Annotated in this window: 9 protein-coding genes; 3 read left to right on the top strand and 6 right to left on the bottom strand. The window is 38.0% G+C overall.

Features of this window, described 5'->3' with window-relative positions:
• Positions 1 to 74 precede the first annotated feature (74 nt).
• From ABH942_RS15825 to uvrC, 3 genes are all read right to left on the bottom strand, one after another.
• Positions 75 to 1,712: an amino acid permease gene (locus ABH942_RS15825; RefSeq protein ID WP_370033661.1), complete on the bottom strand. Its 1,638-nt coding sequence runs from the start codon at positions 1,710 to 1,712 to the stop codon at positions 75 to 77.
• A 98-nt stretch (positions 1,713 to 1,810) separates the two neighbouring features.
• Entirely contained in the window at positions 1,811 to 4,015 is a 2,205-nt protein-coding gene (locus ABH942_RS15820; RefSeq protein WP_370033659.1) for a patatin-like phospholipase family protein, read from the bottom strand.
• Between the two features lie 8 nt (positions 4,016 to 4,023).
• Positions 4,024 to 5,817, bottom strand: a complete 1,794-nt coding sequence (uvrC, locus tag ABH942_RS15815; protein ID WP_370033657.1) for an excinuclease ABC subunit UvrC — start codon at positions 5,815 to 5,817, stop codon at positions 4,024 to 4,026.
• A gap of 122 nt (positions 5,818 to 5,939) precedes the next feature.
• Here uvrC and ABH942_RS15810 point away from each other — a divergent pair, with 122 nt between their 5' ends.
• The 3 genes from ABH942_RS15810 to ABH942_RS15800 are packed head-to-tail and all read left to right on the top strand — an operon-like array spanning position 5,940 to position 7,712.
• Positions 5,940 to 6,920 (top strand): succinylglutamate desuccinylase/aspartoacylase family protein, encoded by a 981-nt coding sequence (locus ABH942_RS15810; protein ID WP_370033655.1) that lies wholly within the window; start codon positions 5,940 to 5,942, stop codon positions 6,918 to 6,920.
• A gap of 12 nt (positions 6,921 to 6,932) precedes the next feature.
• Complete coding sequence (locus ABH942_RS15805; RefSeq protein WP_370033653.1) at positions 6,933 to 7,496, top strand: 5-formyltetrahydrofolate cyclo-ligase; 564 nt, start codon at positions 6,933 to 6,935, stop codon at positions 7,494 to 7,496.
• 24 nt (positions 7,497 to 7,520) lie between these two features.
• Positions 7,521 to 7,712, top strand: a complete 192-nt coding sequence (locus tag ABH942_RS15800; RefSeq protein ID WP_370033651.1) for a hypothetical protein — start codon at positions 7,521 to 7,523, stop codon at positions 7,710 to 7,712.
• Here the strand turns inward: ABH942_RS15800 and ABH942_RS15795 are convergent.
• The 3 genes from ABH942_RS15795 to ileS all read right to left on the bottom strand — a co-directional run bounded on the left by ABH942_RS15795 (position 7,709) and on the right by ileS (position 12,262).
• Entirely contained in the window at positions 7,709 to 8,332 is a 624-nt protein-coding gene (locus ABH942_RS15795; protein WP_370033649.1) for a lipoprotein signal peptidase, read from the bottom strand. The two genes, ABH942_RS15800 and ABH942_RS15795, sit on opposite strands and share 4 nt — an antisense overlap.
• Positions 8,333 to 8,473: 141 nt before the next feature.
• Entirely contained in the window at positions 8,474 to 8,854 is a 381-nt protein-coding gene (locus ABH942_RS15790; RefSeq protein WP_056067507.1) for a TraR/DksA C4-type zinc finger protein, read from the bottom strand.
• Positions 8,855 to 8,860: 6 nt separating this feature from the next.
• The gene (ileS, locus tag ABH942_RS15785; protein WP_370033646.1) at positions 8,861 to 12,262 is read right to left on the bottom strand and encodes an isoleucine--tRNA ligase; all 3,402 of its coding nucleotides are present in this window, start codon (positions 12,260 to 12,262) and stop codon (positions 8,861 to 8,863) included.
• Positions 12,263 to 12,725 lie beyond the last annotated feature (463 nt).

Here is a 12,725-nt window from a genome sequence, read left to right as displayed (position 1 = left end):
TATTTATAAAAAGGAAAAAGGCATTACTGATTGTAAAATTTTTCAGTAATGCCTTTATTTATTTTAGAAAAAAACTATCTGCTTTTTTTATAGCTATAAGCATAAATCAAGGCATGGATTGCCGCAAATACTAACGAGAAATAATATAAGAAAGTGTCATCAATATTTGGATCTCTATGGTGAATAATTGCTACTATTACTAAAGCCACAACCATTCCAAATCCGGAACCAGCTACTACTTTAAAGCTATCCAGGCTAAAGTTTCCTTTATTCAGGATACTGTTTTTCATTCCGTAAAACAGATAAAGGTCAAAACCAATCATCATCCAAACAATTAATCGAATCCAGGTATCTAACGGTAAAAACACCATCATAAACAAACAAACCAGGACTCCTGCAATCGGCACAAACGGAACCAGCGGTGTCTTAAATGCTCTTGGTGCATCCGGCATTTTTTTACGCATTATCAATACTCCGATACAAACCAATATAAAGGCAAATAATGTTCCGATACTTGTCATTTCTCCTACAACTCTGGCAGGTACAAACGCAGCAAAAAGGCTTACGATTACCATGAACAGGAAATTATTCTTTGCAGGTGTTCTGAATTTTGGATGTACTTCAGAGAATACTTTTGGCATAAGCCCGTCTTTACTCATAGAAAAGAATACACGGCTCTGACCCATAAGCATTACTAAAATTACCGAAGCATATCCTCCTAAAATCGCCAAAAGGATTGCATTGTTAAGCCATGGATAGGCTGGAGTAATCATTCCATCTGCTCCTGCAGGTCCCATCGCTTCTACTGCAATTGCAACAGGCGCGATACCATCTTTTCCAGCAAAGGCTTGGTAATTCACTACTCCTGTCATTACATGGGCAAATAGTACATATAAAATAGTACAGATTGCCAAAGACAATAATATCCCTATCGGCATGTCTCTTTTTGGGTTTTTAGCTTCTTGTGCTGCAGTAGAAACGGCGTCAAAACCGATATAAGCAAAGAACACAATAGCGGCAGCCCTAATAATTCCTGAAAATCCAAATTCACCAAAAGTTCCTTTATTTTCCGGGATATAAGGAGTATAGTTTTCGGGTCTGATGTATTGCCATCCAACAGCAATAAAAATCAATACAACACTCACTTTTAAGAGTACGATGATTCCATTTACGAAAGCGGACTCTTTGGTTCCCCTCATCAATACCAATGACATTATCATAACAATCAATACAGCGGGAACATTTATTATTCCTCCTTCAAAGGGAGAAAGCATATAGGCATCGTCTATATGGATTCCATAACCGCTCAAAAATTTTCCGAGATACCTGGACCAGCTAATCGAAACCGTAGCGGCTCCTACAGCATATTCCAACACCAAATCCCAACCTATGATCCATGCTACAAATTCTCCCATCGTTGCAAATGAATAGGTATAGGCACTTCCGGCTACCGGAATCATTGAAGAAAATTCAGCATAGCATAAACCTGCAAAAACGCATCCAAATGCTGCTACTAAAAAAGAAATCGTAATTGCTGGGCCTGCATTCATTGATGCAGCAAGGCCTGTTATTGAAAATAATCCGGCTCCAATGATCGCTCCAATTCCCAGAGCTACTAATCCTGGTGCAGTTAATGTTTTCTTTAAGCCTTTTTCATCTTCCGATGCTTCTGCTAGTAATTGTGTAAGTGATTTTCTTCTCCAAATAGACATATATTTGATTAGTTTAGTGTTTATTGGTTCCAAATATAGTTTTTTTATGGAATAATTAACACATAAACGGAAGATATAATTTTTTGGGAATAGATTCTTTAAAACCAGAATCCTAGGCTAAACCAAGTGTGGTGGTCTTTGGTTTCCGGCGACCAAGAATGCTTGATTTCTACAGGTCCGATAATTGTTTCCAAGCCATACCCAAAAGCATATCCTGAATATCTTGGCCGCTCGATCCAATCGTTTGTATTAAAAATCTTATAGCCGATATTGGCATAATTTGCCGTAAAGTTCAAATGGTTTTTTCGGAATATTTCATAATCAACGCCCACAGCTCCCTTGATATAGCTATTCCCGGAAAGGCTTACAAAATCATATCCATAGAAATGCCTGAAATTGTTAATCATATTGTAACCATAACCGCCCAGTACGAAATCAAAAAACGGAACTGTCTGTTCGCCTACCGTAAATCCGGCTTCTGACTGAAGGTTTAGCGTAAATTTATTAAAAAAGGTTTTCGAAAAGGCCATCTCACCTTTCAGGATGCTAAAATTCTGATACAGGCCGGTATAGTCCGAAGAATACAAAAACGATTGGAAATCGCCACTAAAAAGGAAACCATTTTTTGGAAAATATTTCTTGTCAAAAGAATCGTATTTCAAATAAGCAATAAGGCTTAGGTAATCGCTGTTTTCCAATACGGGATCTGTGGCTTCAAATGTTTTTGTCTTAATTTTCAAATGCTTGTATTCTGCCCCGGCTCCAATGAGAAACTTTTGTGCAAAAAGCGTTTGAAAATAGGCCTGATTGGTAAAATCAGAATAATCGATATTTATGGAACTTAAACCGTACAAACTTAGAAGCTCACCATTATTAAAGTCTGTAAGCACATTGCGATTAAAGGTGTTGTATCTGGATTTGACACCAAAGCTCCAGTAAAACCCATTATCGATATAATAGTCCAGATAATACCTGAAATTATCTCCTAATCCGATATCTAAAGCAACGATATCGTTTTTCAAAAGGAGCTTTTTTTGAGTTATATTCAATAAAACGGCACTTTTGTACAATCCATCATAATGCAGTCCGAATTTCAGATAGGTCTTGATCGGATTTTCTACCAAAGTCATGTTTAATACATCATTTCCGGAAGCCGATTTGGAAAATGAGTAGCCAATACCACTAAAGTTCTGGGTTGCACTCAAAGTATTAATTCCTTTATCCAAATCTTCATAGCTTATTTTAGAGCCTGCCACAAACCCAAGTTTTCCGATTACATAGGTACGGGTATAGTTTTCAAGTTGCGGCGTCCTGATTTCACTAACAATCAGGCTGTCTTTTAGTAAAGGAACCATTCGTTTTACCGGCTTTTCAGCATTTCCTATTTTTTGAATCTGGCCAATCACTTTTCGTGCCGCGTCTTCTCCGGTTTTGATAATCTGCTGACCTTGAGAAAATGAAATAACAGAAAAGGCCGTAATGTCCGGTTTTATGTAAATATCGGTTGCTTTTCTTTTGCGATCCATTTTCTGGATCATCTGCATGTTTGATATCTGAACCAGAATTTTTGTTGCATCCGTTAGGGCATCTCTGTCTTTCAGGTCGTCTTGGACATCAACACCGATAATGATGTCTGCTCCTAGATTTTTTACTTCCAGAATTGGGTAATTATTTGTAACACCTCCATCTACCAACAATTTACCGTCAATTTCAACAGGCATATACAAGGATGGCAGAGCCGCACTTGCTGTCATCGCCTGTGGCAGGGAACCTTTATTTAGCAGCACTTGTTGTCCGGTTTCAATGTCAGTAGCAATACACAAAAAAGGAATTGGCAGTTGGTTAAAATCCCGTATATGCCTCACATTGTGTGTCAATTTGTTGAGCATATTAAAATTATAGAGCCCTTTTGACAAGGCTCTCGGGATTCCGATTTTCATTTTTTTGAAAGGCAAGGTCAGTGCATATAGCTCGTCATTCCTTTTTTCGTAGAAGTTTTTAGTCGATCTTGGGATATAATCCTGTATCAAGGCATCATAGTCCGTCGTTTTAAAAATGGAGTCGATTTGTGTTGCACTATATCCTGAAGCATAGAGTCCGCCAATAATTGCTCCCATACTGGTTCCTCCGATATACGAAATCTCTACTCCGGATTCTTCAAGTACTTTTAAAACTCCTATATGGGCAAGTCCTTTTGCCCCACCTCCGCTTAAGACTAATCCTATTTTTGGTTTTTTCTGCTCTTGTGAAAATACAACCGAGACAGAAAACATCAGCAGAAGTATAAGAGCTATTTTTTTCATAGGATAAGTTACTTGGTGGAATTGTAAAAGTCGGTAATTTTTTTGGCTTTTGAAACACCTACAACGTCAGAAATTTCTTTTTCTGTTGCCTGAGACAATCTTTTAACAGATTTGAAGTGTTTTATCAGAGTAACCATCGTTTTTTCACCAATTCCAGGTATGGTTTCTATCGAAGTTTTCAAAGCGCCTTTGCTTCTTTTATCGCGATGGTGTGTTATCCCAAAACGGTGCGCCTCGTTTCTCAGCTGTTGGATTACTTTCAGCGTTTCAGATTTCTTGTCCAGATACAGCGGAATCGAATCGCCCGGATAGAACAGTTCTTCCAAACGCTTCGCAATACCAATAATTGCTATTTTGCCCCGTAAATCCAAATCTTCCAAACTTTTCAATGCTGAAGACAGCTGTCCTTTTCCTCCGTCGATGATAATGAGCTGCGGCAAAGGTTGATTTTCATCCAACAGCCTTTTATATCTTCTGTATACGACTTCTTCCATAGAAGCAAAATCGTTTGGCCCCTCAACCGTCTTGATATTAAAATGGCGGTAGTCTTTTTTGCTTGGCTTGCCATCCTTGAATACCACGCAGGCAGCAACAGGATTGGTTCCCTGAATATTGGAATTATCAAAACATTCAATATGTCTTGGTTCGACAGAAAGACGCAAGTCCTTTTTCATCTGCGCCATGATTCTGTTCGTATGCCTGTCCGGATCAACAATTTGTAGCTGTTTCAACTGATCCATACGATAGAATTTCGCATTTCGGATTGAGAGTTCCAAAATCTGCTTTTTATCGCCCAATTGCGGCACGGTTACTTTAATGTTTTCGCCCAAATCGACTTCAAATGGCACGATCACTTCTTTTGACAGCAATCTGAATCGCTCTCTCATTTCTACAATAGCCAATTCCAGCAGTTCTTCGTCTGATTCGTCCAGCTTTTTCTTCAATTCCATCGTATGCGAACGAATGATCGCTCCGTGTGAAATCTGCAAAAAGTTGATATACGCCATGCTTTCGTCAGAAATAATAGAAAACACGTCTACATTTGAAATCCTTGGATTGACAATCGTAGATCGTGACTGGTAATTCTCTAAGGTTTCGATTTTGTCTTTTATCTTTTGCGCTTCTTCAAACTTCATTTCCGAAGCGAGATTTTTCATTAGCGTCTTGAAGTCTTTTAGGCTTTCCTTGAAGTTTCCTTTTAGTATTTCGCGAACAGCTTCTACATTTCCTTGATATTCTTCCAAAGATTGATATCCTTCGCATGGTCCTTTGCAGTTTCCGATGTGGTATTCCAGACAGACTTTGTATTTTCCGGAATTAATATTTTCTCTCGAAAGATCATAATTGCAGGTTCTCAAAGGATAAAGTTCTTTAATAAGATCCAAAAGCGTGTGGACCGTTTTAAAGCTCGTATAAGGACCAAAATACTCCGATCCGTCCTTTATCATATTTCTAGTGGTGAATATCCTTGAAAACGGCTCTTTCTTGATACAAATCCAAGGATAGGTCTTATCGTCTTTCAACAAGACATTGTATCGTGGCTGGAGTTTTTTTATCAGATTATTTTCAAGCAACAGGGCATCCGTTTCTGTGGGTACGACAATGTGCCTGATGGAAACGATTTTACGAACCAAAACATTGGTCTTTCCGTTGTCATGCAGCTTATTGAAATAGGACGAGACACGCTTGCGAAGATTTTTTGCTTTTCCTACATACAGAATCTTATCATCCTTATCATAATACTGGTATACACCCGGTCCATCGGGCAATGTCTGAATCTGAAGTTCAAGAGGAGTTCGCATCTTACAAAGTTAGTTTCAAAAATTCCGAATTGCAAGCACCCTATTTCAATTTTTAAATGGTTTTAGGAAATATTTAGCGTTCCAAAACTCAATTTTTATACATTTATATTTTTAAATACAACATGGCGAAACCATCCTATAAAAGCCTTACCATTTTGGGCGAAACTATTCTTCCGGGCGAAAGCCGAACTCTGAATATGGAAATTGCGAAACTCCATACGATGACAAAGCTGAAGATTCCCGTAATTATTGAACGTTCGGAAATAGATGGTCCTACGGTTTTATTTTCTGCAGGACTTCATGGAGATGAGATTAACGGAATTGAAATTGTACGGCAGCTCATTGTACAGAAAATCAACAGGCCCAAAATAGGCACTATTATCTGTATTCCGGTTATTAATGTTTTTGGCTTTTTGAACCGAAGTCGTGAATTTCCAGATGGTCGCGATATGAACCGTGTTTTTCCGGGTAGTAAAAATGGCTCGTTGGCCAGTCGCTTTGCTTACTATCTTTTGAAGGAAATCATTCCGAATGTTGATTATTGTATTGATTTTCATGCCGGCGGTGCCAGCCGATTTAATGCTCCACAAATACGCATCGTCCCTAACAATCATGAGTTAAAAGCACTAGCTGATGTTTTTCATGCACCTTTTGCCCTGTATTCCAAAAATATTTCGGGTTCGTTCCGAAATTCCTGTGATCGTTTGGGCGTAAAAATGCTGTTGTTTGAAGGCGGAAAATCGCTTGACATTAACGAATCGATTACGGAGCATGGTATTGAAGGTACAAAACGCTTTCTCAATCATTTTGAGATGCTGAATCCTAAAAGAAAAGCTACTGATGCCGATCAAAAGATTATTTATATTGAAAAATCAACCTGGATTCGAGCCAAAGCATCTGGCCTGTTTCATGGTCTGACAACAATTGGCTCGTATGTAGAAAAAGGTCAGGTGTTGGCTACCATTTCAGATCCTTACGGAAAAGTGGAATATAAAGTAAAGTCTCCCAATTCCGGATACATCATCAATGTCAATGATGCTCCTATCGTATATCAGGGCGATGCCATTTTTCATATTACAACAGCGTTGGAAAACCAGGATTGAAAAACAAAACAAATGTACAAGAAAGAATTACGATCAAAATATAAGGCTTTAAGGGCCGGACTTTCGCAAGAAGACATGGAAGAGCGAAGTCTTGCTATTGCCAATCAGATTGCCCGAATGGATATCTGGGACAGATTATATTATCATATTTTTCTACCTATCAGCGAACATAAGGAAGTCGATACCGAATTCCTGCTTCAAGTACTGGCTGGAAAAGACAAGGAAATTGTGGTTTCAAAATCAGATTTTGAGACCCGAAAAATGACCCATTTTTTAATGACTGACAACACTAAATTCCGAAAAAACGAATATAACATCCCGGAACCTGTTGACGGAATTGAAGTACCGGCTGATAAAATTGATGTGGTTTTTGTACCATTACTGGCTTTTGACGCGAAAGGACATCGTGTGGGTTATGGAAAAGGATTTTATGATCTTTTCTTATCCGGGTGTAAAAAAGACGTACTCAAAATCGGGCTTTCCTTTTTTGATGCAGAAGAAGAAATTACCGATGTCTTTGAAAATGACGTCAGGTTGGATTTTTGCGTAACTCCGGATAACATTTATAAATTCTAAAAAACGTATCTTTAAATAAAAAAGATGAAGACTACTTTTAAACTATCTATTGGATTGTTTTTGCTTTGCCTTGTATTTTCAATGTCAGGATGTAGTGCAAGCGTCAGCACCGGAACTTCTAGCAAATCCAGCAAAACAAAATCATTGCCTCCGGGACAGGCTAAAAAAGTAACTGGAGAAAAGAGCGCTAAAAAATATGCTCCGGGACAAAATTAAGCCAGTTCTGAACGTTTATTAGATCCCGAAAATGCTTTTTTATTGAAGACAATCAATATTCCTACTCCGGTAGAAATCGCCATATCAGCTATATTAAAAATAGCATTAAAAAAGGTGAAGTGTTTGCCTCCCCAGATTGGCAGCCATTGTGGCAAATTGCCTTCCCAGATTGGAAAATAGAGCATATCAACTACTTTTCCGTGAAACCAGGTACCATAAGGCTGATCGGAGAAAAGTGTAGCAGTCTGGCCTATGCTATGGTCAAAGATTACTCCGTAAAAAACAGAATCGATAATATTTCCGAAAGCTCCAGCTAAAATAAGCGAAATGGCTACGATTAAATATTTAGAACTGTGCTTTTTGACAGAATCCCAAAGCCACCAGCCAATTCCAGTAACGGCTACAAGCCTAAAAAGCGTCAGGATTAGTTTTCCATAATCTCCGGGAATTTGGGTTCCCCAAGCCATTCCTTCGTTTTCAATCAACAAAATCTTAAACCAGCTGGCTACGTTTATCTGCCCGTCTTCACCATAGATAAAATTAGTCTTAATATATATCTTGGATATCTGGTCAACGATAAGAATTAGGATAACTAATAAATATGCTTTTTTTAATGACATTTTCTTTACTTTATTGCGCAAAAATAGAAATATTATTTATAAAATCACTTGCTGCGACGGGTTCGTTTTGACTTCGCTTTTAAATATTAAAAAAACGCTCCCTTATTAGGAGCGTTTTTATTATTTGTTATTAGTAAGCAACTATCGCTGCAGGTTTTTGGCTTCGATACTCATTGTAGCATGAGGAACGATTTTAAGCCTTTCTTTACTGATTAGTTTTCCTGTCACTTTGCAAACACCGTAGGTTTTGTTTTCTACTCTGAAAAGAGCATTTTTCAAATCACGGATAAATTTTTCCTGACGGATCGCCAACTGAGAGTTCGCTTCTTTTGACATGGTTTCGCTTCCTTCTTCGAATGCCTTAAATGTAGGTGACGTATCATCCGTTCCATTGTTAAGGTCATTCATATAGGCGCTTTTGATCAAATCCAAGTCTGCTTGTGCTTTTTGTATTTTCTTTAAAATAATTTCTTTGAACTCTGCTAGATCAGCATCTGAGTATCTTGCAACTTCATCTACCATATTATATTATTTTGAAATTAATATACTTGTTTTTATATCGTCAAACTCAATTTCTATACCGTTTTCTACTTTATCCAGAATTATCAGCTCTTCTGTCAGCGTTTCAGCCTTGATATAGTCTTGATTTGCTAGTAACGCTTCTTCAATAATTCCGTCTTTCTGGACTTGTACCTTGATTTTGTCTGTTACTTCAAATCCTGAGTCTTTCCTGATATTTTGAATACGATTGACCAATTCCCTTGCAACTCCTTCTTTTCTCAATTCTTCTGAAATGGTGATGTCCAAAGCTACTGTAATTCCGTTTGCGTTTGCTACCAACCATCCCTCGATATCTTGAGAGGAAATCTCAACATCTTCAGAGGTTAAATTAATACTTTTCCCTGAAATAACAATATCTAGCGAACCGTTTTTGTCCAATTCATTGATCTGTTCCTGCGAGAAATTTTGTATTTCTTTGGAAATCAGACCCATATCCTTACCAAAACGTGGCCCCAATGCCTTAAAATTAGGCTTGATTTGCTTCACCAATACACCTGAAGCATCATCTAACAGCTCAATTTCTTTTACATTTACCTCCGCTTTTATCAAGTCAGATACAGCTTCAATCTCTGCTTTTTGCTTGGCGTCAAGTACCGGAATCATTACCTTTTGCAGCGGTTGACGCACTTTTATCATCTCTTTTTTACGTAGCGACAATACTAATGACGAAATCGTCTGCGCTTTCTCCATTCTGCTTTCCAACGACTTATCAACAAAGTTATCAGCATATTCCGGAAAATCGGCCAAATGTACGCTATCGAATGTTTCCTTATGTGTTGCCTGTGTTAAATCTCTGTAAAGCCTGTCCATAAAGAACGGAGCGATAGGAGCACTTAGTTTAGCAACCGTCAGAAGACAGGTATAAAGTGTTTGATATGCAGCAACTTTGTCTTGCGCATATTCGCCTTTCCAGAATCTTCTTCTGCACAAACGAACGTACCAGTTACTTAGATTCTCCTGAACGAAGTCAGAAATAGCTCTTGCCGCTTTTGTTGGCTCATAGTCAGCATAATAACTGTCAACATTTTTGATAAGAGTATTCAGCTCTGATAATATCCAACGATCAATTTCCGGTCTTTCCTGCAATGGTACTTCGGCTTCCGAATAAGAGAAACCGTCGATATTTGCATATAAAGCAAAGAACGAATACGTATTATATAAGGTTCCGAAGAATTTACGACGTACTTCGGCAACTCCTTCGATATCAAATTTTAAGTTATCCCACGGATTGGCATTTGAAATCATATACCAGCGCGTGGCATCAGCTCCATATTCTGCAAGTGTCGTAAACGGATCAACAGCATTACCCAAACGCTTGGACATTTTTTGTCCGTTTTTGTCCAACACCAAACCGTTTGAAACTACATTTTTATAAGCTACTTTATCAAAAACCAAAGCAGCTATAGCGTGGAGCGTATAGAACCAACCGCGTGTCTGGTCTACTCCTTCAGCGATAAAGTCAGCCGGGAAGTCTTTATTTCCGTCAATCTTATCTTTGTTTTCAAAAGGATAGTGCCATTGTGCATAAGGCATTGCTCCCGAATCAAACCATACGTCAATCAGGTCACTTTCGCGTTTCATCGGTTTTCCAGAAGGTGAAACCAATACAATTTCATCTACAACATTCTTATGAAGGTCTACCAAATCATAGTTGGTTTCCGACATATTTCCGATTTCAAATCCTTTAAACGGATTTTCTTTTTGGAAGCCGGCTTCAATCGACTTTTCAATAGCGTTATATAGTTCTTCAACAGAACCAATAATTACTTCTTCTCTTTTGTCTTCAGTCCTCCAAATTGGCAACGGAATTCCCCAGTATCTTGAACGAGATAGGTTCCAGTCATTGGCGTTTTTCAACCAGTTCCCAAAACGGCCTTCTCCGGTAGATTTAGGCTTCCAGTTAATGGTTTCATTCAGGTCAAACATTCTGTCTTTTATATCCGTAACCTTGATAAACCAGGAATCTAACGGATAATACAACAATGGTTCGTCTGTTCTCCAGCTATGCGGATAACTGTGTACATATTTTTCAACCTTAAAGGCTTTGTTTTCTTCTTTTAAACGAATTGCAATTTCCACATCTACTGATTTCTCAGGAGCCTCACCTGCATTATAATATTCGTTTTTTACATATTTCCCTGCAAACTCACCCATATGTGAGGTGAATTTCCCTTGCAGGTCTACCAATGGAACCGGCATACCATTTTCATCCAAAACCAACATAGGCGGTACTTCTGGTGTTGCTTCTTTTGCTACTTTGGCGTCATCAGCACCAAATGTAGGAGCCGTATGCACGATTCCGGTACCGTCTTCTGTAGTAACAAAATCGCCTGAAATTACTCTAAAAGCATTTTCAGGATTCTGATATGGTAAAACAAAAGGCAATAGTTGTTCATAACGGATACCTACCAAGTCAGCACCTAAAGTCTCGGCTACTATTTTATAAGGTAACTGCTTGTCGCCGTTTTTCACTTTATCAAAATCAGCTTCTTCTGTACTTTCAAAATATCCTTTACCAAATTGTTTTCCGACCAAGTTCTTTGCCAAAATAACGTTTACCGGCTCAAATGTATATTGGTTAAATGTCTTTACCAGAACATAATCAATTTTTGGCCCTACTGTAAGCGCCGTATTAGATGGCAATGTCCAAGGTGTAGTTGTCCATGCTAAAAAGTGGATATCACCAAGTCCTTTCAAAAAAGAAGGCAACGTTTCCGAAAGAGCTTTGAACTGCGCTACGATGGTAGTATCAGTCACATCACGGTAAGCTCCCGGCTGGTTGACTTCATGCGAACTCAATCCTGTTCCTGCTTTTGGAGAGTAAGGCTGGATAGTATAACCTTTATAAAGCAAACCTTTATCATAAATCTGCTTCAACAGCCACCAGACAGTTTCCATATATTTTGACTTATAGGTCACATACGGATCCTGCATGTCTACCCAATAGCCCATTTTTTCGGTCAGGTCATTCCATACATCAGTATAACGCATAACCGTTTTTTTACAGGCTTCGTTATATTCTTCAATAGAAATTGTCTTTCCGATATCTTCTTTAGTAATTCCTAATTCTTTTTCAGTACCCAATTCTACAGGCAGTCCGTGCGTATCCCAGCCTGCTTTTCTTTTTACCTGAAACCCTTTTTGAGTCTTATAGCGACAGAAAATATCCTTAATCGCGCGTGCCATTACGTGGTGAATACCCGGCAATCCGTTTGCTGAAGGTGGACCTTCAAAAAACACATAAGGGCTGTTACCTTCTCGTGTGGTTACACTCTTTTCAAATATCTCTTGTTTTTTCCAAAAATCAAGCACTTCAGATGCCACTGTTGGCAAGTCAAGTCCTTTGTATTCAGTAAATTTTGTACTCATTTTTATCGCTTTGTAAAATCAATTTGCGAAAGTAATGAATTTTTTGATTAGTTATATGGTATCGGATATTCGTTTTCTGGAAGATTTCGCTGAATATCAGTAGTGCTAACGTCTTTTATTGGGATTTTTAATTCATTCTCCTTCCTAACTACGAGTTTTTCAATTATCCTTATCACAGCTTATTTTCTGATCGTTCAGAATAGTTCTTTAACTGTTAGCTTACTAGCCAATGAATTGGTATTATTTTCAATTAAAAAAGAAATATTTCAAACATCTTATTTGATTATAATCTTATATGTTTTATATTTGCCTCCCAAACTTTAACATTTTTTACATATTTTCTGTAATGGGAGATTTCCAGACAGGCGTAGGTTTGTAAAAAATATATTTTTATTTACGAATTGTTATATTTCCATAATAAAAATTTCTTTCTTTGCGTTTTAAGACAAATTAACAGTACTTA

It is taken from the genome of Flavobacterium sp. 28YEA47A, from assembly GCF_041262125.1.
In the GTDB taxonomy this organism is placed as follows: domain Bacteria; phylum Bacteroidota; class Bacteroidia; order Flavobacteriales; family Flavobacteriaceae; genus Flavobacterium.
The sequence above is the reverse complement of the archived record's forward strand: the minus strand, read 5'-3'. Positions and strand labels throughout refer to the sequence as shown.

Coding starts and splice junctions, on each gene's coding strand:
- ABH942_RS15825 (WP_370033661.1), bottom strand. CDS start 1,712: ATGTCTATTTGGAGAAGAAAATCACTTACACAATTACTAGCAGAAGCA.
- ABH942_RS15820 (WP_370033659.1), bottom strand. CDS start 4,015: ATGAAAAAAATAGCTCTTATACTTCTGCTGATGTTTTCTGTCTCGGTT.
- uvrC (WP_370033657.1), bottom strand. CDS start 5,817: ATGCGAACTCCTCTTGAACTTCAGATTCAGACATTGCCCGATGGACCG.
- ABH942_RS15810 (WP_370033655.1), top strand. CDS start 5,940: ATGGCGAAACCATCCTATAAAAGCCTTACCATTTTGGGCGAAACTATT.
- ABH942_RS15805 (WP_370033653.1), top strand. CDS start 6,933: ATGTACAAGAAAGAATTACGATCAAAATATAAGGCTTTAAGGGCCGGA.
- ABH942_RS15800 (WP_370033651.1), top strand. CDS start 7,521: ATGAAGACTACTTTTAAACTATCTATTGGATTGTTTTTGCTTTGCCTT.
- ABH942_RS15795 (WP_370033649.1), bottom strand. CDS start 8,332: ATGTCATTAAAAAAAGCATATTTATTAGTTATCCTAATTCTTATCGTT.
- ABH942_RS15790 (WP_056067507.1), bottom strand. CDS start 8,854: ATGGTAGATGAAGTTGCAAGATACTCAGATGCTGATCTAGCAGAGTTC.
- ileS (WP_370033646.1), bottom strand. CDS start 12,262: ATGAGTACAAAATTTACTGAATACAAAGGACTTGACTTGCCAACAGTG.